General features: G+C 66.4%; 26 protein-coding genes and 1 pseudogene. 20 read left to right on the top strand and 7 right to left on the bottom strand.

The features are described 5' to 3' along the window. Positions 1-2: 2 nt before the first annotated feature. From MXF70_RS00720 to rio1, 4 genes are all read right to left on the bottom strand, one after another. Positions 3-224, bottom strand: a complete 222-nt coding sequence (locus MXF70_RS00720; protein WP_248516674.1) for a hypothetical protein — start codon at positions 222-224, stop codon at positions 3-5. 183 nt (positions 225-407) lie between these two features. Then, a complete protein-coding gene (locus tag MXF70_RS00715) occupies positions 408-599 on the bottom strand; it encodes a hypothetical protein (RefSeq protein ID WP_248516673.1) in 192 nt (63 codons plus the stop codon). Positions 600-866: 267 nt separating this feature from the next. Further along, positions 867-1154 carry a DUF8081 domain-containing protein gene (locus tag MXF70_RS00710; RefSeq protein ID WP_248516672.1) on the bottom strand — a complete coding sequence of 96 codons (288 nt, stop codon included), beginning with the start codon at positions 1152-1154 and terminating at the stop codon, positions 867-869. A gap of 15 nt (positions 1155-1169) precedes the next feature. Continuing rightward, entirely contained in the window at positions 1170-2135 is a 966-nt protein-coding gene (gene rio1 / locus MXF70_RS00705; RefSeq protein ID WP_248516671.1) for a serine/threonine-protein kinase Rio1, read from the bottom strand. Between the two features lie 114 nt (positions 2136-2249). Here rio1 and MXF70_RS00700 point away from each other — a divergent pair, with 114 nt between their 5' ends. The 4 genes from MXF70_RS00700 (at position 2250) to MXF70_RS00685 (ending at position 6167) form a co-directional block, all read left to right on the top strand. Next, positions 2250-2396, top strand: a complete 147-nt coding sequence (locus MXF70_RS00700) for a DUF8555 family protein (RefSeq protein ID WP_248516670.1) — start codon at positions 2250-2252, stop codon at positions 2394-2396. Positions 2397-2965: 569 nt separating this feature from the next. Further along, positions 2966-3241, top strand: a complete 276-nt coding sequence (locus MXF70_RS00695; RefSeq protein ID WP_248516669.1) for a helix-turn-helix transcriptional regulator — start codon at positions 2966-2968, stop codon at positions 3239-3241. 173 nt (positions 3242-3414) lie between these two features. Further along, a complete protein-coding gene (locus MXF70_RS00690) occupies positions 3415-4683 on the top strand; it encodes an MgtC/SapB family protein (RefSeq protein WP_248516668.1) in 1269 nt (422 codons plus the stop codon). A gap of 92 nt (positions 4684-4775) precedes the next feature. After that, positions 4776-6167, top strand: a complete 1392-nt coding sequence (locus tag MXF70_RS00685; protein ID WP_248516667.1) for an aminotransferase class III-fold pyridoxal phosphate-dependent enzyme — start codon at positions 4776-4778, stop codon at positions 6165-6167. 652 nt (positions 6168-6819) lie between these two features. Here the strand turns inward: MXF70_RS00685 and MXF70_RS00680 are convergent. The 3 genes from MXF70_RS00680 to MXF70_RS00670 form a co-directional block, all read right to left on the bottom strand. Further along, entirely contained in the window at positions 6820-7149 is a 330-nt protein-coding gene (locus tag MXF70_RS00680) for a ribbon-helix-helix protein (protein ID WP_248516666.1), read from the bottom strand. A 62-nt stretch (positions 7150-7211) separates the two neighbouring features. Next, on the bottom strand, positions 7212-7742 hold the full coding sequence (locus tag MXF70_RS00675) for a GNAT family N-acetyltransferase (RefSeq protein ID WP_248516665.1): 531 nt from the start codon (positions 7740-7742) through the stop codon (positions 7212-7214). Positions 7743-7891: 149 nt separating this feature from the next. Then, positions 7892-8218 carry a hypothetical protein gene (locus MXF70_RS00670; protein ID WP_248516664.1) on the bottom strand — a complete coding sequence of 109 codons (327 nt, stop codon included), beginning with the start codon at positions 8216-8218 and terminating at the stop codon, positions 7892-7894. A gap of 228 nt (positions 8219-8446) precedes the next feature. Between MXF70_RS00670 and MXF70_RS00665 the strand changes: the two genes are divergently transcribed. The 16 genes and pseudogenes from MXF70_RS00665 (at position 8447) to MXF70_RS00590 (ending at position 17218) form a co-directional block, all read left to right on the top strand. Continuing rightward, positions 8447-9334, top strand: a complete 888-nt coding sequence (locus MXF70_RS00665; RefSeq protein WP_248516663.1) for a putative RNA uridine N3 methyltransferase — start codon at positions 8447-8449, stop codon at positions 9332-9334. Positions 9335-9338: 4 nt separating this feature from the next. Beyond that, positions 9339-10352, top strand: coding sequence for a 50S ribosomal protein L3 (locus MXF70_RS00660; protein WP_248516662.1), 1014 nt, complete (start codon positions 9339-9341; stop codon positions 10350-10352). Positions 10353-10355: 3 nt separating this feature from the next. Continuing rightward, positions 10356-11105, top strand: a complete 750-nt coding sequence (gene rpl4p / locus MXF70_RS00655) for a 50S ribosomal protein L4 (protein WP_248516661.1) — start codon at positions 10356-10358, stop codon at positions 11103-11105. Then, positions 11102-11365 (top strand): 50S ribosomal protein L23, encoded by a 264-nt coding sequence (locus MXF70_RS00650; RefSeq protein WP_248516660.1) that lies wholly within the window; start codon positions 11102-11104, stop codon positions 11363-11365. Before rpl4p ends, MXF70_RS00650 begins: the two co-directional genes overlap by 4 nt. A gap of 2 nt (positions 11366-11367) precedes the next feature. Next, positions 11368-12090, top strand: coding sequence for a 50S ribosomal protein L2 (locus MXF70_RS00645; RefSeq protein ID WP_248516659.1), 723 nt, complete (start codon positions 11368-11370; stop codon positions 12088-12090). Beyond that, positions 12090-12515: a 30S ribosomal protein S19 gene (locus MXF70_RS00640; protein ID WP_248516658.1), complete on the top strand. Its 426-nt coding sequence runs from the start codon at positions 12090-12092 to the stop codon at positions 12513-12515. The genes MXF70_RS00645 and MXF70_RS00640 overlap by 1 nt, the downstream gene beginning before the upstream one ends. Positions 12516-12524: 9 nt before the next feature. Beyond that, positions 12525-13010 carry a 50S ribosomal protein L22 gene (locus tag MXF70_RS00635; RefSeq protein WP_248516657.1) on the top strand — a complete coding sequence of 162 codons (486 nt, stop codon included), beginning with the start codon at positions 12525-12527 and terminating at the stop codon, positions 13008-13010. Continuing rightward, positions 13010-14023, top strand: a complete 1014-nt coding sequence (locus tag MXF70_RS00630; protein ID WP_248516656.1) for a 30S ribosomal protein S3 — start codon at positions 13010-13012, stop codon at positions 14021-14023. Before MXF70_RS00635 ends, MXF70_RS00630 begins: the two co-directional genes overlap by 1 nt. Continuing rightward, positions 14020-14229: a 50S ribosomal protein L29 gene (rpmC, locus tag MXF70_RS00625; RefSeq protein WP_248516655.1), complete on the top strand. Its 210-nt coding sequence runs from the start codon at positions 14020-14022 to the stop codon at positions 14227-14229. Before MXF70_RS00630 ends, rpmC begins: the two co-directional genes overlap by 4 nt. After that, a complete protein-coding gene (locus MXF70_RS00620) occupies positions 14226-14636 on the top strand; it encodes a ribonuclease P protein component 1 (RefSeq protein WP_248516654.1) in 411 nt (136 codons plus the stop codon). Before rpmC ends, MXF70_RS00620 begins: the two co-directional genes overlap by 4 nt. Then, positions 14627-14971: pseudogene (locus MXF70_RS00615) on the top strand (30S ribosomal protein S17); the annotation flags it as partial. The gene MXF70_RS00620 and the pseudogene MXF70_RS00615, both read left to right, overlap by 10 nt. 2 nt (positions 14972-14973) lie before the next feature. Then, the gene (locus MXF70_RS00610; RefSeq protein ID WP_248516653.1) at positions 14974-15372 is read left to right on the top strand and encodes a 50S ribosomal protein L14; all 399 of its coding nucleotides are present in this window, start codon (positions 14974-14976) and stop codon (positions 15370-15372) included. A gap of 10 nt (positions 15373-15382) precedes the next feature. Continuing rightward, on the top strand, positions 15383-15745 hold the full coding sequence (rplX, locus tag MXF70_RS00605; protein ID WP_248516652.1) for a 50S ribosomal protein L24: 363 nt from the start codon (positions 15383-15385) through the stop codon (positions 15743-15745). Continuing rightward, positions 15742-16524, top strand: coding sequence for a 30S ribosomal protein S4e (locus MXF70_RS00600; protein WP_248516651.1), 783 nt, complete (start codon positions 15742-15744; stop codon positions 16522-16524). The genes rplX and MXF70_RS00600 overlap by 4 nt, the downstream gene beginning before the upstream one ends. Beyond that, entirely contained in the window at positions 16521-17039 is a 519-nt protein-coding gene (locus tag MXF70_RS00595; protein WP_248516650.1) for a 50S ribosomal protein L5, read from the top strand. The genes MXF70_RS00600 and MXF70_RS00595 overlap by 4 nt, the downstream gene beginning before the upstream one ends. Further along, entirely contained in the window at positions 17036-17218 is a 183-nt protein-coding gene (locus MXF70_RS00590) for a 30S ribosomal protein S14 (protein WP_248516649.1), read from the top strand. Before MXF70_RS00595 ends, MXF70_RS00590 begins: the two co-directional genes overlap by 4 nt. The last annotated feature ends 2 nt before the right edge of the window (positions 17219-17220 follow it).

Here is a 17220-nt window from a genome sequence, read left to right as displayed (position 1 = left end):
GGTTACCTGCTCCTCAGATCGTCCTCCTCGCCGCTTCCTAAACCGTTACTGCCGGGAATCCGTCTATTTCGGTAGGTTTCGTGCGTCGACGGCGGGTCGACCACGCTCCGATCACGTGCAACGGTTCGATCTCTGGTCGCGAACAGCTGGTGCATCGCGACGATGACGAACGGGCACACGAGCAGCCCGAACAGCCCCGCTGCCACCACTCCCCAGTTGTACATACACCAGCCTGCTGCCAGACGACCGTTGTTACGAGCCGCTTGGCCACAGTAGGCGATACCTGCGAGAACCCGTCCCTACGCGGTAGGAACCGCCGAATCATCACGTCGTCGCGTACTGCTCGTCACATCACCGTGCCGATGGCCAGCCTCGGGGAGTAGAGCCGTATCGTCAGTTCCGCGGGATCAGCTGTCGCGCCGGCCGCCGCCAGGGATGTTCCGGCTGGGCTGTGCACCGGTCGTGGACGGCGTGGTGTCCTCGCGGGACTCACTCCGCTTGAAATCCTGCCGGGCGAACCAGGAAAGGACGCCGTAGGCGAGGAACGGTACGACGAGCAGTCCGAACAGCACCACGCCGAGTGCGAGTTGATCTTGCATTGTTTCGCGTCACTCCGGATACTTATTCCAACCGTCTCAATCCTATTAAATTACTCGGCTATATTGTTGTTATATTTGGCAGAACGCCCCGAACTGGAGAGCTGCCGACGTAGACCGCGGTCGCGTACTGCTCCACATTTCGACACCTGCGGTCACCCGCTGGAAGCGTCTCGCTGGGTCATTCCCTCCCTCATTCCCTCCCTCACTCCCTCACTCACCAACGGTGCGCCCAGCGACGCGACGGCGGCATCCGCCGACGCCGGGCGCTCAGCGCCGATCGACCGCCGTCGACAGGTCACGCTGTTCGCTCTCGAAGGGCGCCGATGCCGTCCGAACTGTCCCGCGACTCATCAGGTAGCCGTCGACGAGTCCTCTCGCGTGTGGCGGTGCGTCCTGAATCCAGACGGCGTGCTCGCCATCGGCGGATAGTGTTCGCGCCCACTCGTCGGCTGCGTTGCGATCGTCGAACTCGTGGCGGGCACCGGTGCGATTGATCGTCTCACCGACGGCTGCGTTGTGGCGGCGCGCGGTGGCTTTGATCTCGACGAGGTACATCGTGGTGTCGGTCTGTCAGTTTCTCGGATCCGCGTTGTCTCGCACCCACTGCAGGAGGTCGTCGCCGTCGGCGTCGACGCCCTGGCGTCCGAAGAACGCGGCCACGTTCTTGCAGTCGCGTTCGAGGAACTCCTCCGCGTTCGGGTGGTGGATCGTCACCGCCTGACCGACGTCGATGACGACCAGTTCGCCGTCGTGCACGAGGAGATTATACTCGGAGAGATCGCCGTGGACGAGGCCCGCGTCGTAGAGCCGGCGGACGTACTCTCTGACGACCTCGTAGGCAGTCTCCGGGTTCTCGACGTGGACCTCGTCGAGGCGGCGGCCTCGCTCGCCATCGGCTCCGACGAACTCCATGATCAGGACGTTGCGCTCCGCGGCGATCGGGGTCGGGACCCGGACGCCGGCTCGCCGGGCTCGTTCGAGGTTCGAGAGCTCCTTGCGCGTCCACGCGAGGACGATCTTCTTCTTGTCGCCGAGCTCCTCGAAGCGCGGGTCGCCGACGAGATACTCGCTCATGTCCTGAAAGTTCGAGGCGTTGATGCGGTAGACTTTCACGGCGACGGCGAGCTCCTCGCTGGGATCCTGCCCCTGCCGGCCGCGCTGACGGGCCGATCCCTCGATCTCGCCAGCGGACTGGATCGGAGCGGAGACGTCTTCGGCCGCGAGAATGTCACGGGCGCGGTCGCCCGCGAGCGCCTCGTAGACGTTGGCCTCCTTCCCCGTCGAGATGGGGCCGCCGAAGGCGGCGACGTAGCCATCTTGCACCAGCTTGTATAGCGCCGCGAACGTCGCGTCGTCGAACACCGAGTCTTCGACTTTGAACTGATCGGCGTCGCGGATGCGATCGCGAAACTCGTCGAACTCTCTGTCCCGCTCGCGCGCGATCCGGTCGGCCTCGGTGTCGCTCACGTCCAGCTCCGGCCACTCGTCGCCGGGGGTTTCGGACTCCTCGGAAACGAGGCCGAATTCGCCTGTCATCTACGCCGGCGTACGCTGTGGGCACGGAAAGTGCTGGCGACGCGGAGCTGTGCGGATCGTCGAGGGTCCCGCAGCGTCCACCGAACTGACGTAGCTGGCCCTCCAAGCGGACATATGCGCTCCGAAGACGAGATTCGTGAGCAGTACGAGTATCTGGCCGAACAGCTCGACTCCGAGGACATGCGACACGAGGGCGTCAGGGAGCTGTTCGCGCACTACAAACGCGCGATCGGATGGGTACTCGAAGAGGAGCACATCTGAACGGCTGCCACTATCCCACCGCCGCCCGGTTTCAACTGTGGGAATCTGGGTAGGTCGTGGCTACTTGGCCCGATCTCTTCGATACGTTTAAGGGGAAACGGCAATTTGCCTCAGGTGACGCTTCGCTTTGGAGGGCCGAAGCGTCAGCGGGGACCAATTCAGGGCGGCAAACGGCCGGATTTTTCGTCCGGCCGTTTCCTGCTTTCTGTTTCCTACGATTCGAGCAGCAGCGCCGTTGGCGCTCGCGGCTCCGTGCGTCTCGACTCTCCGAGCGACTGCTATCCAGACTACAGTATCGAGCCGCTTCTCTGTGATTGCCCACTCGACCTCACGCCGCGGCGCTTCGACGCATCCTGACCGGCCGTTGACGCGGCCTACCATCGGACAGTCTGGCGGGGAGGAACTCGGACATGCTGGAATGCTGATGAGCGTCTGACGACGGCCGTACTCGTGATAGAACGGCGCTGCTGGCCGCTACTCCTGCCAATTCTCTCCGGTGCGGCCCCCGATCAGTCGAAAGCCGGTATACTTATTTCATTCCGACAATAAGTGCCGCTCGAACTCACCTCATGTACGATCTGACAGGATTCCAGCGCGACCTCCTCTACACGATCGCGGGGAAGGAGGAGCCACACGGTCTCGCCATCAAGGACGAACTCGAGGACTACTACGAGAAGGAGATCCACCACGGGCGCCTCTACCCGAACCTCGACACGCTCGTCGACAAGGGGCTCGTCGAGAAGGGGCAACTCGACCGACGGACGAACTACTACATGCTTACCAGCCGCGGCACGCGCGAGATCGAAGCGCGCCGCGAGTGGGAAGATCAGTACGTCGACCTCTGAGCAGGCATCTCTTTTCCCGATTCGTCGCGTCAGCGAGCATCGCTGAGCCACGCGTCGTTCGCGGAGGCACGCGAGTTTCTGTTTGCGTATCTTGCTCCTTCTGGCGGCTGCCCTCTACCGGTCGCCGTGGATCCCTCCCTACGGTTAAGTGACGCGTCGTCGTACTTCTTCGAGTGTCGATCGCCCTCCAGCTCGGTAGCGCGCCGCTCGAACAGCCGGTGGTCCGGCTCGTGCTCGCGACCGCCCTCGGGCTCTTCCTCGGACTCGAACGCGAGTGGTCCGAAAAGGCTGCCGGCGTGCGGACTTTCGCGTTGATCAGCCTGCTCGCGGCCACGCTCGTCACCCTCGAACAGCCGGTTCTCCTCGCGCTCGGTGGGGTGCTCGTGTTCGCACAGGGCGCGGTGCTCTCGGTGCGAGGACTGCTCGATCCGGAGGCGGGACTGTCGCTGACGACCTGGGTTGCGATGTTCGTCGCGTACGGCGTCGGTGCGCTCGTCGCCGCCGAGCTCGTCGTCGAGGGCGTCGCCGTCGCCGTCATCACGTCCCTGTTACTCCTCGAGAAGCACGAGCTACACTCGATCGCCGGCGGGCTCACTCGTCCCGAACTCCGCTCGGCGTCGGAGTTCGCGATCCTGGCGTTCGTGATCTACCCGCTGCTCCCGCAGGGGTCGGTCGAACTCGTCGTCCGGTCCGTCACCGTCACGCTCGAGCCGCGGGTGGCCTGGATGATGGTGGTCACCGTCGCGGCGATCGGCATCGGCAACTACGTCATCGTGACGACGTACGGCGGCCGCGGCGTCGCCATGACCGGCTTCTTCGGCGGGCTGGCGTCCTCGACGGCCGTCGTGGGATCGATGATCGACTACGTGCAACAGGAGTCCGACGCGCGGGGCTACGCCGTCGCCGCAATCCTGCTCGCGGTCGCTGCGATGGCGCTCCGGAATCTCGCGATCGTGCTCGCCTTCACGATCAACCAGGGACTGCTCCTCGACGTCGCCGTACCGCTGCTCGCCATCGTGGCGGTGGCGGGCGGTCTGGCGGTCCGCTCTGCGGACTGGTCCGAGCCCGTGGAGTTCGACCTCGAGAGTCCGTTTGCCGTCCGGAACGTGGTCGGCTTCGGGGCCGTCTTCGCGATCGTTCTCGTCGCTGGCTCCGCGGCCGAGCAGGAACTGGGCCAGATCGGGTTCTACGCCGCGACGGCTGCCACCGGCTTCGTCTCCTCCGGCGGGGCGACGACCTCTGCCGTCATTCTCTACCGATCGGGGACGATCGGCCCTGCGACGGCGACCGTCGGCGTCCTGCTCGCGACCGCCGCGTCGATCGTCGTCAAGGCGCTGTTGACCGGGGTCGGCGGTGATCGGGCGTTCGCACGCGCCGTGTCGATCCGCTCGGCGCTCCTCCTCGCCGTCGCCACCGAGGCGACGCTGATCGTCGTGCTCTAAACGACCGGTCTGTCCATCGCGCTACCGGATCTGTTCGTGAATGTCGCCGCGCCCTCCCTCGGATTTTTCACGGTCGTCCGTAAACGATGGCTATGGACCGCGAGACTGCGACGCCGGCCGTCGACGGCATTCCCGGGGAGCGCGCGAGCCAGTGGGTCGAGGCCCACCACGAGCACGCCGCACCGTCGACGTACGTCTACGAGTTCGTCTGGGATCACACCGCTCCGGCGAGCGGCCCCTTCTGTACCGACGTGGACGGCAACACACTGCTGGATTTCACCGCCCACGTCGGCGCCGCCCCGCTCGGCTACGACAACCCCGCGATCCGCGACCGCCTCGACGCCCTCGATCTGCCCGAGCCCGGCAAGATCGCCGGTCAGGACTTTTACGTCGCTGGCGGCAACGGGCCGCCGGACGATCCGGCGTTTCCCGGGCCGACCCAGCTTCAGGACCGGCTGGCCGACCGCGCCGATCAGTACGGTCTCGATACCGTCTTCCTCTCGAACTCGGGCGCGGAGGCCGTCGAGAACGCGATCAAGATCTGCTACGACGAGACCGGGGGCCACCGCGCGATCACCTTCGAGGGCGCGTTCCACGGCCGTACCCTCGGCGCACTCTCGCTGAACCGCTCGAAACACGTCCAGCGCCGGGGCTTCCCCGACGTCGGCGGCGTGGTCGACGCCCCGTACTGTGACGACGCCGGTGACGATCTGACGAACTGCGACTGTGGCTTCTTCGTCGGTGGCGACGGGCACGGCTCCGGGACTGACGCCACCGCCGAATCCGTCCTCCGCCGGAAACTCGACCCGGACTCCGGCCACCTCCCGCCCGAGGAAGTGGCTTACATCATCGTCGAGCCGATCCAGGGTGAGGGCGGCTACCGGATCCCCTCCGACCCCTTCCTCGAGGAGCTGGCCGACCTCGCCGATCTCCACGACATTCCGATCGTCGTCGACGAGATCCAGTCCGGCATCGGCCGGACCGGCGAGTTCTGGGCGGTCGACCACGGGCCGATCGATCCCGACGTCATCGCCGCAGCGAAGGGGCTCCGCGTCGGCGCGACGATCGCCGATTCGGACACCTTCCCCGAGACCGAAGGCCGGCTCTCCTCGACGTGGGGCGCCGGCGACGTGATCGCAGCGCTCCAGGGCGTGTTGACCCTGGATGTCATCGAGGACCGGAACCTCCTCGCGAACGCGACCCGGCGGGGCGAGCAGTGTCTCGAACTGCTCGACGACGCCGATCTTCCGGGCGCCGTCGACGCCCGCGGTCGCGGGCTGATGATGGCCGTCGAGTTCGAGGGCCCGGAGCGCCGGAACGCGGTCGTTCGCGAGTGCTTCGAGCACGGCCTGCTCGTGCTTGGCTGTGGCCACCGGACGATCCGGCTTCTTCCGCCGCTGGACGTCCGGGAGCGAGAGATCGCGATGGGCATCGAGCTGTTCGGCGATGCCGTGCGGTCAGTTGCGGGTGCGCGTGAAGTCTGAAACGGGTAGTGCGGCTGTCGATTCTCCGTCGTACTGAGTAACTTGGTTACTAGGGAAATCAGTTCCCGGTGGTGGAAATGGTACAACAGACCGCTACGGAAGCCCCCTCCCGCTCGGCGGTTTACGCTCGCTGTGCTCCTCGGCTCGCTTCGCTCGCCTACGGTGGCCGGAGGTTTCCTCCGGCACTTGACGAGTGGTTCGAGAGAGCAAAGCTCTCTCGTCATCACGAAAATCGAAGATTTTCGGGCGACTTCGCTCGTCATCGCTTGCGTCGCCTAAACCGCCGAGCGGTCGGCCACTTCCGGAGTACCGGAAGAGCGGAGCTCTTCCGTGCCTCGCGAGATCGGAGATCTCGCTCAGCCCCACCCGGTTCGAAATTCCACCGATCGCGCCACCCCGGTGGAGTGCGTCGGCGCGCGCTGGCGCGGTCGCGAGCCCCGGAGCGGGCGAGCGGCCGACGCCAGCAAGCGTGCGAGGGCCGAGCAGCGCAACGGACGTGAGCAGCGCAGAAGGCTGGGGAGGTCTGAGGCTGCGGTGGGCGGCGCAGTGCGGGTGGGGCTTTCGGGGGTCGCTGAATCCAAACCGACGCAACCGCCACCGAGCAATACTCAGTCGTCAGTTCGGGCAAGGACTCCCACGCCAGAATCGCCGCTCAGAACTGGTACCGTCGGTCGTCCTTCGTCTCGGCCTGTGGGAACTGATCGGCACCGGTCATCTCGTCGTAGGTCATTCCGGAGAGATACTCGTCGTAGGTGACGTCGTACGTACTCCGGAGGTGGAAGTCGAGCCGGCCGGTCTCGACGGTCGACTGGAAGAACAGGTGGAGCGCCCGCTTGACGATCTCCGCGGAGTCATCGGCGTCGAGCGCCGCCTGCAGCATCGTCAGCTCCCGTCGGGACTCCTCGTCGAGGTCGATCGTGAGGTCGCCGTCCAGCTCGTCGTAGGTCGCTTCAACGTCGGCAGTGAGGTCGTCGAGGCTCATGGGGATGCGAGCGCCCCGGCGGGGAAATGGGTTTCGCGGTGTGGTCAGTACGGAGCAGTTCTCTACAGCTCTCGTTCCATCGCGAACTCACCGCGATGTTTGTCGGTTACAGAGAAGCCGACGGTCCGGTAGAGGCTGACGGCGATCGTGTTCGAGGGCTCGACGACGAGTGTGACGCGCTGGATCCCTTCTCGGCGTCCCAGCGCCAGCAGGCTCCGGACGAGTTCGGTGCCGATGCCGGCGGACTGGTAGTCCGGGCGAACGAACACGGCGAGCTCGGCGGCCTCCTCCTCCTCCTCCTCCTCTTCACCGTCGCCGTACGGAATCAGGACGGCGTGACCCACCGCGTCGCCGTCGTCCCACGCGACGACGTCGTGGCCCTCGAGGAGGTCTTCGATCCAGGCGGTTCGGCGCTGCGCCGACCGTGGCGGGATTCCTTGCGCGCGTGACTCGTCGTCGAACTGTTCGTAACACACCTCTAGCGGGGCCGGATCGCCGTCGTACTGCTCGATGCGAACGTCGCGGTCCTGCTGATCGGTGATAGATCTCGCGACGGCGGGGAACTCCGCGCTCTGGGACCCCGTTGATGACATATCGAAGCCTACGGCGTCGTTCCTCAAAGCCTCCCGCCGCGTTCCCGGCGGCTGGGAGTCAGGTTGGTACACTGGCGGGTGGGCAGACAGGTAGCCGGGCAGACATCGACCGGTTCAGAGTGTGTCCTCTGCTGTTGCGATCGGTGGCTTCACGCCGTCTCGCTCGCCCAGTCCTCGAGCGTCGACTGGTAGTTCGCCGAATTGGGGAGGGGCTCGTTACAGTAGTCACAGCGAGACTGGTTCGCGGGGACGCGAGAGCCACAGATCGGGCAGTTCGTCTTCGCTGTGTCGTCGGAGGCGACGACCGTCCGGGTGCTGTCCATGCTGGCACCGCCGACGATCAACACGGCTGCCGTTACGAACCACAGCAACGGATGCACTCCTAGCAGTACCGCGGAAACGGGCACGGCGAGCAGCGCGATCCCCGCAACGACGACTGTGTCGCTGTGGGCCACCACGCGTTCCGTTTCGGCCATTATATCCACCGTTTCGCGCCCGTTACAAAGAGATTGCCCCGCCGAGGGTTGCGGTCAGTGCGCCGACGGCGTCGTGATGAGTGGTCTGGTGGCTGCCGAATCGTCCCAGTTCGGCCGCCTCCGGCCGTGTGATGCCGCCACACCCTCCACACGGAAGCGGCACCCTTTTACTACCTGATCGAAAATGAATCGCTACAGTCTAGTGGCGAGGCGTAGAAGCGTCACGGCATGCACGTCAGCGTACTCGTGCCGTCGTCCCTCGCCCGGGAAGCCGAGGACCAACGCGAGGCAACTCGCAAACTCGGCTACGTCGCCCGCGCGGCGACGATCTACCGGGTGGATCGCCTGGTCGTCTTCGACGACCCGGCGGGCGAGACCGGCTCGCTGGACGGTGGGTTCGTCCGTACCGTACTGCGGTACGCCGCGACGCCCCCGCACCTCCGAAAGGAGGCATGGGGGCAGCGGGACGAACTGGAGTTCGCGGGCGTCTTGCCGCCGCTCCACGCCTCTTCACGGACCGGCTCCGGATCGAACGGTCCGGGGTCGTTGAGACAGGGTATCGTGACCGAGGTCGGACCTGAGGGGCGCGTACGGGTCAATTGCGGCTTGCAACACCCGATCTCACTCCCGGCTCCCAATCAACGGGACGTCGAGGAGGGGGAGCGCGTGACCGTCAGGGTCTCTTCGCGACGACCGGTCCGCGCCAAGATCGTAGACGAGCCCCTCACGGGCTTCGAGGTTCATCGCGCGGACCTGCCGACGGCCATCGAGACGTCTGGATCCACGTGTGCCATCGCGGCCTCCCGCCACGGGACGCCGCTGACGGCGACGCGAATCACGGACCTGACCGGACACCTCCAGGACGTGGGGCTCACCCTCGCCCTGGGGGCGCCCGGTCGTGGTTTGCCGGAGATCCTCGACGTCGACGCCGATTCGGTCGACGACTCGCCCAGCGCGTTACAGCGCGGAATCGAGTCGTCAGGCGATGCGGACGTCGGACCCGCAACGGGTGGGTTCGACTGCTGGCTCAACACGATCCCGAACCAAGGCAGCACGACGGTGCGAACGGAGGAAGCTCTGTTCGCGTCGCTCGCGACCTGCCACGTAACGGAGTGACACAATGCCACAACCAAGCCGACCACGCAAAGGCTCGATGGGGTTCGGTCCACGGAAGCGCGCGACCTCGGAGGTCCCGCGCTTCAAGTCGTGGCCGAACGCTGACGGACAGCCGACGCTGCAGGGTTTCGCCGGGTACAAGGCGGGCATGTCCCACGTCGTGGTGATCAACGACCAGTCTGGCTCCCCCCGTGAAGGGATGGAGGAGACGGTTCCGGTCACCATCGTGGAGACGCCGCCGATGTACGCGGTCGCGCTGCGAGCGTACGAGGACACACCATACGGACTCCGTCCGACGACGGAGGTCTGGACCGACGACGCGCGCCCCGAACTCGATCGGGCGCTCGACGTCCCCGAGGGACACGACCTCGAGGCCCAGGCCGAGGAGCTGCGCGAGCTCGCCGCGAACGGCGAGGTCGCCGAGGTGCGGGCGATCACCCACACCTCGCCTGGTGAACTCCAGGGCGTTCCCCGGACGACCCCCGACGTGATGGAAACCCGGATCGGCGGTAGCTCGATCGACGAGCGCGTCGACCACGGACTCGATCTCGTCACCGAGGGCGGCGAGCACTCGATGACGGACGTGTTCCGCGCCGGCGAGTATCTCGACGTCGCGGGCGTCACCAAGGGCAAGGGCACCCAGGGCCCCGTCAAGCGCTGGGGCGTCCAGAAACGCAAGGGGAAGCACGCACGCCAGGGGTGGCGCCGACGCATCGGCAACCTCGGCCCGTGGAACCCCTCCCGCGTCCGCTCGACGGTACCCCAGCAAGGACAGACGGGCTACCACCAGCGGACCGAACTGAACAAGCGCCTCGTCGACGCCGGCGACGACGAGGTCACGCCCGACGGCGGCTTCGTCAACTACGGCGAGGTCGAGGGCAACTACGCACTGGTCAAGGGCTCGCTGCCCGGTCCGGACAAGCGGCTTCTCCGCTTCCGACCGGCAGTCCGCCCCGGAGACCAGCCGCGCCTCGATCCCGAGGTGCGCCACGTCTCGACGGCATCCAACCAGGGATAATCCATGACGACAGTACACGACCTGGATGGCGAGGCCGCGGGCGAGGTCGAGCTACCGTCGGTGTTCGACGCCGACTACCGGCCCGACCTCATCAAGCGCGCCGTCCTCGCCGCACAGGCAAACCGGACGCAGGACTACGGGTCCGACGAGTACGCTGGCCTCCGCACACCTGCGGAGTCCCAGGGAAGCGGTCGCGGCATGGCCCACGTGCCCCAGCAGAACGGGCAGGCCCGCCGCGTTCCCCAGACCGTCGGTGGCCGTAGCGCACACCCGCCGAAGGCGGAGAAAGATCGCGGCAAAGCAGTCAACGACAAGGAGCGCCAGGCGGCGATCCGCTCGGCCATCGCGGCCACCGCGGACGCCGATCGCGTGCGCGACCGCGGTCACGAGTTCGACGACGAGCTCGAGACCCCGGTCGTCGTCGACGACGAGTTCGAGGACCTCGTGAAGACCCAGGAGGTCGTCTCGTTCCTGGAGGCAGCGGGTCTCCACGACGACGTCGTTCGAGCCGACGAGGGCCGCACCGTTCGCGCAGGCCAGGGGACGACCCGTGGCCGCCGGACGCAGGAGCCCAAGTCGATCCTCTTCGTGACTTCCAGTGACGCTGGTCCCTCGACGGCCGCCCGCAACCTCGCGGGCGCCGACGTGGCGACTGGCTCCGAGGTCAACGCCGAGGAACTCGCGCCCGGAACGCATCCGGGCCGACTCACGGTGTTCACCGAGGCCGCACTCGAGGAGGTGAGCGAGCGATGAGCTCCACGCAGTCCGTGATCAAGCACCCGCTCGTCACCGAGAAGGCGATGAACGACATGGACTTCGAGAACAAGCTCCAGTTCGCGGTTCGCACCGACGCCACCAAGCCGGAGATCGCGGACGCGGTCGAGGAGCAGTTCGAGGTCGACGTCACGTCGGTCAACGCCCACGTAACGATGGACGGCTACAAGAAGGCGATCGTCGAACTCAGCGAGGACCACGACGCCGACGAAGTCGCCTCGCGAATCGGGGTGTTCTGAACATGGGACGACGCATTCGCGGACAGCGGCGAGGACGCGGCGGCTCGGTCTTCCGGGCGCCATCCCACCGCTACAAATCCGACAAGCAGCACAAGAAAAACGAGGACGGCGACCTGGTCAGCGGCGAGGTCGTCGACATCGAGCACGACCCAGCGCGATCCGCGCCGATCGCCCAGGTGACCTTCGAGGACGGCGACCAGCGACTGGTCCTGGCTCCCGAGGGCGTCGCAGTCGGCGATCAGATTCAGGTCGGCATCTCGGCCTCGATCGAGCCCGGCAACACGCTCCCACTGGCAGAGATCCCGGAGGGCGTGCCGGTCTGTAACGTCGAGTCCAACCCCGGCGACGGCGGGACCTTCGCGCGCGCCAGCGGCGTGAGCGCACGCGTGGTCACGCACGATCGATCTGTTACCGTCGTCCAGCTGCCCAGTGGCGAGGTCAAACGCCTCGACCCCGACTGCCGCGCCACGATCGGCGTGGTGGCGGGCGGTGGCCGAACGGAGAAGCCGATGGTCAAGGCCGGAAACAAGTACCACAAGGTAAAATCGCGCGCGATGACCTGGCCGCGGGTCCGTGGCGTCGCGATGAACGCCGTCGACCACCCATTCGGTGGCGGCGGACGACAGCATCCCGGACGGCCGAAGTCCGTCTCCCGGGACGCACCGCCGGGCCGCAAGGTCGGCGACATCGCCTCCCGTCGAACCGGACGGGGAGGTGACGAATAATGAGCGAATCAGGATACAGAACCGGTCACGAAGGCGAGTTTACCTTCCGTGGCCACACGCTCGAGGAGTTGCAGGACATGAGCGTCGACGACGTCGCGGAACTGCTCCCCGCACGCCAGCGGCGAAGCATCGAGCGCGGGCTCTCCCCCGAGAAGCAGAAGCTCCTCGAGGACGCTCGCGAGGCCGAACCCGAGGAGACGGCCCAGTCGCCGCTGCGAACGCATCTGCGCGACATGCCGATCCTCCCCGAGATGGTGAACATCACGTTTGCCGTCCACGACGGGCAGGAGTTCGAGCGCGTCGAGGTCGAGCCCGAAATGCTCGGGCACTACCTCGGCGAGTTCCAGCAGACTCGCGGCAAGGTCGAGCACGGCCAGGCCGGTATCGGTGCGACTCGATCGTCGAAGTTCGTACCACTCAAGTGAGGTGATAGGATGGGAATCAGCTACAGCGTGGACGTAGACCCGGACGCGACGGCGAAAGCGATGCTCCGGGAGCGTCAGATGAGCCAGAAGCACAGCAAGGCGATCGCCCGCGAGATCAAGGGCAAGACGGCCGACGAGGCCGTCGCCTACCTCGAGGACGTCATCGCCGGCGATCGATCCGTCCCGTTCCGGGAGCACAACAGCGGCGTCGGCCACCGATCCGACATCGACGGCTGGGACGCCGGCCGCTACCCCGAGAAGGCCAGCGAGGGCTTCCTCGACCTGCTCGAGAACGCGATCGCGAACGCCGAGCACCAGGGATTCGACGGCGCGACGATGGAGATCGCACACGTCGCATCCCACAAGGTCGGCGAATCACAGGGCCGCAAGCCCCGAGCGATGGGCCGGGCTGGCGCCTGGAACTCGCCGGAGGTCGACGTCGAGCTCGTGCTCGCAGAGGGCGAGGAGATCGACGACGAGGGAGGTGACGCCTGATGGCGGACGAACACCAGTTCATCGAGGACGGCCTCCAGCGGAGCCAGATCGACGAGTTCTTCGCCGAGGAGCTGGGCCGCGCCGGCTACGGCGGCATGGACGTCGCCAAGACGCCGATGGGGACCCAGATCGTCCTGAAAGCCGAGAAGCCCGGTATGGTCATCGGCAAGGGCGGTGAGAACATCCGATCGATCACCACGACCCTCGAGGAGGAGTTTGATCTCGAGGATCCCCAGATCGACGTGCAGGAGGTCGACGAGCCGGACCTCAACGCCCGGATCGTCGCCGACCGCCTGGCGAACGCCCTCGAGCGTGGCTGGTACTTCCGGAAGGCAGGCCACACGACGCTCGAGCGGATCATGGACGCCGGCGCGCTCGGTGCGGAGATCGTCCTGTCGGGGAAGGTCACGGGCGCCCGCGGGCGCGTAGAGAAGTTCTCTGACGGCTACATCAAGCACAACGGCGAGCCCGCCGAGACGGTCGTCGACCACGGCCAGGGCGTCGCCGTCATGAAGCTCGGTACGATCGGCGTGACGGTGAAGATCATCCCGCCGGGCGCCGAGCTGCCCGACGACTTCGAGATCGCGGAGGAGGCCTCCACCGAGGGCCTCGAGCCCGAAGACGCCGAAGCTGGCGTCGAGGAGCTGCTCGAGGAGCCCGACGAGGATGACCTCGAAGAGCTCGAGGACGCGGCTGCGGAGTCCGACGAGGACACCGGCGAGTTCCCCGAGGAAGTCGTCGAGGAGGACGAGGAGTTCGAGGACCCCGAGATCCCGGATGACGACGACGTCGCCGAGGAGCTCGAGGAACTCGAGGAGTCCGTCGAGGACAGCACCGACGCGGCGGAAGCCGCGGAGGACGACCTCGACGAGGATACCGAGGCGGAAGCCGAGGACCTCGTCGAAGAGATGGAGGAGGCTGACGAAGCCGACTCCGAGGACGAGGAGTCCGACGCGGACGACGAGTCCGACGACGCAGACGCCGATGCCGACGAGGAGGGTGACGACGAATGACCGAGATTCACCCAGTCGAGGTTCGGGACATGACGCCGGCCGAGCGTGAGGCCGAGCTTGAGGATATCCAGACGGAGCTGCTCAACGCGAAGTCCGTGCAGGCAGCGGGCGGTGCGCCGGACAACCCCGGTCGCATCAAGGAGCTCCGGCGTGCGGTTGCCCGGATCAAGACGATCCAGAACGAGGAGGGAGACCTCGACGAATGAGCCTGACGCCCGCGTCGCTTCCCCGACACGAGCTGGTCGGTCTACCCGTTCGGGTAGCCGACGCCAGCGATTCCGGTATGGCCGGAATCGCGGGCCGCGTCGTCGCCGAGACGACGTCCACGCTCTCGATCCGCGGCCACCGCGAGGGGGCCGCTGGCGGGGAGGCGCGGGTTCGTCAGGTTCCAAAGCGCGGGACGACGTTCGAATTTTTGCTCACAGATGAAGCTGCCGACGGCGCGAGCCCGCCCACCGAGGGCGCCCGCAAGGGGTCGGGGACTGCGTCCAAACTGCCCACCGACTCCGTGGTGGCCGGCGAGGGCGTGGCCCACGTTACGGTGGATGGAGCGCGACTCCACGCGCGACCTGCGGAGCGAACGGAGACACGGAGTGATTCCACATGGCGATAGGACTAGACGTATCAGCGCCTCCGGAGCCAGACAACCCGGAGGACTACGACTACGAGACGTGTCCGTTCTACGGCGAACTCTCCGTTCGAGGGCAGATCCTCGAAGGCGAGGTCGTCTCGACGGACATGGATCGGACCGTCGTCGTCCAGCGGGAGTACGACGTCCCGGTCGAGAAGTACGACCGGCTTATGAAGCGTCGCTCCCGGATCCCGGCCCACGTGCCGGGCGTCCTCGACGGTATCGAGGACGGCGACACGGTCCGGATTGCAGAGTGTCGACCGCTATCGAAGACGAAGAGCCACGTCGTGGTCGACGTGGTGGACGGAGGTGACGCCTGATGGAGGCGCTCAACGCCGACGTCACCCAGGGTCTCGAGAAGGGCTCGATCGTGAACTGCGCCGACAACACCGGCGCTCGAGAGCTCAAAGTGATCAGTACCCACGGTTACAGTGGGACGATCAACCGCCACCCGAAGGCGGGCCTGGGCGACAAGATCACCGTCTCGGTCACCAAGGGGACGCCCGAAATGCGTCGCCAGGTGCTCGAGGCAGTGGTCGTGCGCCAGCGCAAATCCATCCGGCGACCAGACGGCCAGCGCGTGAAGTTCGAAGACAACGCGGCCGTCATCATCGACGAGAACGAGGAACCCCGCGGGACCGAGATCAAGGGTCCCGTCGCACGGGAAGTCGCCGAGCGGTTCGGAACGATCGCCAGCGCGGCGACCATGATCGTATGAGAGTGATAGCATGAGCAAACAACCACGAACACAGCGAAACCGCACGGCAAACGCGGATCTTCACGAGCGCCACGACCTGGTTCGCTCGACGCTGTCCGACGACCTCCGCGAGGAGTACGACTCCCGACGGGTCCGCGTCAACGCGGGCGACACCGTCGAGGTCATGCGCGGTGACTACGCCGGCGAGACCGGCGAAGTCCTCCGCGTCGATCTCAAGGAGTCCGTCGTCCACGTCGAGGACGTCACGGTCGAGACCGCCGACGGCGAAGAGGTCCCACGACCGGTCGACGCCTCGAACCTCAAGGTCACTGGCCTCGAGGTCGACCGCGATCCCGAGCGCGAGTCCCGCATTCGCGGGGAGGACGAATCATGAGTAACCACCAGAAGCGCCTCTCGGTGCCGAAGTCCTGGCCGGTCGAGCGCAAGACCGAGACGTTCACCGTCAAGGCCGACGCCGGCCCCCACGGTGAGGACGGCGTGCCGCTGGTCGTCGTGCTGCGCGACGTCCTCGGCTACGTCGACTCCCGCAAGGAAGCCCGCTACGCGCTCTCTGCTGGCTCCGTTCGCGTCAACGGCGATCGGATCAGCGACGAGAGCCGACCGATCGGGATGTTCGACATCCTGGCGTTCCGCGAGCGAGAGGAGTTCTACCGCGTGTTCCCCGACGAGGGCGGTCGGCTTTCGCTGACCGAGATCGACGAGGACGCCGCGGGCTCCAAGCTGGGCAAGGTCATCGGCAAGCGCGACATTGCCGGTGGCGACGTTCAGCTCACGCTCCACGACGGCGAGACGCTCGTCGTCGAGGCGGGCGCGGAGTACGCTCCGAAGGACTCGCTGGTCGTCGACAACGAGGACGGCGAGGTCGTCGCTCACTTCCCCTACGAGGAGGGTGAGCTCGTCACCGCCGTCCGCGGCCAGCACGCCGGCCAGATCGGCGAACTGGAGACGATCGACGTGGCAGCGGGGAGCTCCCCGAACCGCGTCCTCGTCGACGGTCTCGACGACGAGACCTTCGAGACTGTCGAGGAGTACGTCGTCGTCATCGACGAGAACTTCGTCGCCGAGGAGCCCGATGAGGGGTCCGACGACGAAACGGCCGAGGAGGCCGACGCGGACGACGATTCCGACGACGACGGAGGTGACGACGAATGAGCCAGGCCGAGTTCCACGAGATGCGCGAGCCGACCGTCGAGAAGGTCGTCGTGCACATGGGCGTCGGCGAGGGCGGTGAGCCGCTCGCACTGGCCGAGGACATCCTCGGCGAGATCACCGAGCAAGAGCCTGTCCGTACCAAGGCCAAATCTGCCGAGCCGGAGTTCGGGATCCGCGACGGTGACCCGATCGGCGCGAAGGTGACGCTGCGCGGCGAGGACGCACACGAGTTCCTCGAGACAGCGCTCTCCATCGCCGACCTCTCCAAGCGGCAGTTCGACGACACCGGGAACGTGAGCTTCGGCATCGCCGAGCACACCGAGTTCCCGAGTCAGGAGTACGATCCCTCGATCGGGATCTTCGGACTCGACGTTACCGTCAACATGGTTCGACCGGGCTACCGCGTCACCAAGCGCGACGCCGAGACCCGGTCGATCCCGACGGGCCACCGCCTCGATCCCGAGGACGCCGTGGCCTTCGTCGAGTCGACCTACGACGTAGAGGTGACAGCATGACCGAGCAAGAGGAGACCCAGACTGACACGGGCGAGCACGCCGAGAAGCGTACCGGCCAGCTCGAGGCCTGCCGTCGCTGCGGACGCGAACAGGGCCTCGTCGGCAAGTACGATATCTGGCTGTGCCGACAGTGCTTCCGCGAGATCGCGCGTGACATGGGATTCAAGAAGTACCGATAACG

Origin of the sequence: Salinarchaeum laminariae (assembly GCF_023204835.1) — an archaeon.
In the GTDB taxonomy this organism is placed as follows: Archaea; Halobacteriota; Halobacteria; order Halobacteriales; family Salinarchaeaceae; genus Salinarchaeum; species Salinarchaeum laminariae.
Note: the sequence above shows the minus strand (reverse complement) of the source record. Positions and strands in the feature narration are given on the sequence as shown.

What these genes read in the sequence shown, in the direction of transcription:
- rpmC (WP_248516655.1), top strand. Translation starts at nt 14,020, where the DNA reads ATGACCGAGATTCACCCAGTCGAGGTTCGGGACATGACGCCGGCCGAG.
- MXF70_RS00695 (WP_248516669.1), top strand. Translation starts at nt 2,966, where the DNA reads ATGTACGATCTGACAGGATTCCAGCGCGACCTCCTCTACACGATCGCG.
- MXF70_RS00685 (WP_248516667.1), top strand. Translation starts at nt 4,776, where the DNA reads ATGGACCGCGAGACTGCGACGCCGGCCGTCGACGGCATTCCCGGGGAG.
- MXF70_RS00670 (WP_248516664.1), bottom strand. Translation starts at nt 8,218, where the DNA reads ATGGCCGAAACGGAACGCGTGGTGGCCCACAGCGACACAGTCGTCGTT.
- rplX (WP_248516652.1), top strand. Translation starts at nt 15,383, where the DNA reads ATGAGCAAACAACCACGAACACAGCGAAACCGCACGGCAAACGCGGAT.
- MXF70_RS00720 (WP_248516674.1), bottom strand. Translation starts at nt 224, where the DNA reads ATGTACAACTGGGGAGTGGTGGCAGCGGGGCTGTTCGGGCTGCTCGTG.
- MXF70_RS00710 (WP_248516672.1), bottom strand. Translation starts at nt 1,154, where the DNA reads ATGTACCTCGTCGAGATCAAAGCCACCGCGCGCCGCCACAACGCAGCC.
- MXF70_RS00590 (WP_248516649.1), top strand. Translation starts at nt 17,036, where the DNA reads ATGACCGAGCAAGAGGAGACCCAGACTGACACGGGCGAGCACGCCGAG.
- MXF70_RS00650 (WP_248516660.1), top strand. Translation starts at nt 11,102, where the DNA reads ATGAGCTCCACGCAGTCCGTGATCAAGCACCCGCTCGTCACCGAGAAG.
- MXF70_RS00700 (WP_248516670.1), top strand. Translation starts at nt 2,250, where the DNA reads ATGCGCTCCGAAGACGAGATTCGTGAGCAGTACGAGTATCTGGCCGAA.
- MXF70_RS00715 (WP_248516673.1), bottom strand. Translation starts at nt 599, where the DNA reads ATGCAAGATCAACTCGCACTCGGCGTGGTGCTGTTCGGACTGCTCGTC.
- MXF70_RS00640 (WP_248516658.1), top strand. Translation starts at nt 12,090, where the DNA reads ATGAGCGAATCAGGATACAGAACCGGTCACGAAGGCGAGTTTACCTTC.
- MXF70_RS00635 (WP_248516657.1), top strand. Translation starts at nt 12,525, where the DNA reads ATGGGAATCAGCTACAGCGTGGACGTAGACCCGGACGCGACGGCGAAA.
- MXF70_RS00645 (WP_248516659.1), top strand. Translation starts at nt 11,368, where the DNA reads ATGGGACGACGCATTCGCGGACAGCGGCGAGGACGCGGCGGCTCGGTC.
- MXF70_RS00600 (WP_248516651.1), top strand. Translation starts at nt 15,742, where the DNA reads ATGAGTAACCACCAGAAGCGCCTCTCGGTGCCGAAGTCCTGGCCGGTC.
- MXF70_RS00675 (WP_248516665.1), bottom strand. Translation starts at nt 7,742, where the DNA reads ATGTCATCAACGGGGTCCCAGAGCGCGGAGTTCCCCGCCGTCGCGAGA.
- MXF70_RS00610 (WP_248516653.1), top strand. Translation starts at nt 14,974, where the DNA reads ATGGAGGCGCTCAACGCCGACGTCACCCAGGGTCTCGAGAAGGGCTCG.
- rio1 (WP_248516671.1), bottom strand. Translation starts at nt 2,135, where the DNA reads ATGACAGGCGAATTCGGCCTCGTTTCCGAGGAGTCCGAAACCCCCGGC.
- MXF70_RS00665 (WP_248516663.1), top strand. Translation starts at nt 8,447, where the DNA reads ATGCACGTCAGCGTACTCGTGCCGTCGTCCCTCGCCCGGGAAGCCGAG.
- MXF70_RS00680 (WP_248516666.1), bottom strand. Translation starts at nt 7,149, where the DNA reads ATGAGCCTCGACGACCTCACTGCCGACGTTGAAGCGACCTACGACGAG.
- MXF70_RS00620 (WP_248516654.1), top strand. Translation starts at nt 14,226, where the DNA reads ATGAGCCTGACGCCCGCGTCGCTTCCCCGACACGAGCTGGTCGGTCTA.
- MXF70_RS00595 (WP_248516650.1), top strand. Translation starts at nt 16,521, where the DNA reads ATGAGCCAGGCCGAGTTCCACGAGATGCGCGAGCCGACCGTCGAGAAG.
- MXF70_RS00630 (WP_248516656.1), top strand. Translation starts at nt 13,010, where the DNA reads ATGGCGGACGAACACCAGTTCATCGAGGACGGCCTCCAGCGGAGCCAG.
- rpl4p (WP_248516661.1), top strand. Translation starts at nt 10,356, where the DNA reads ATGACGACAGTACACGACCTGGATGGCGAGGCCGCGGGCGAGGTCGAG.
- MXF70_RS00660 (WP_248516662.1), top strand. Translation starts at nt 9,339, where the DNA reads ATGCCACAACCAAGCCGACCACGCAAAGGCTCGATGGGGTTCGGTCCA.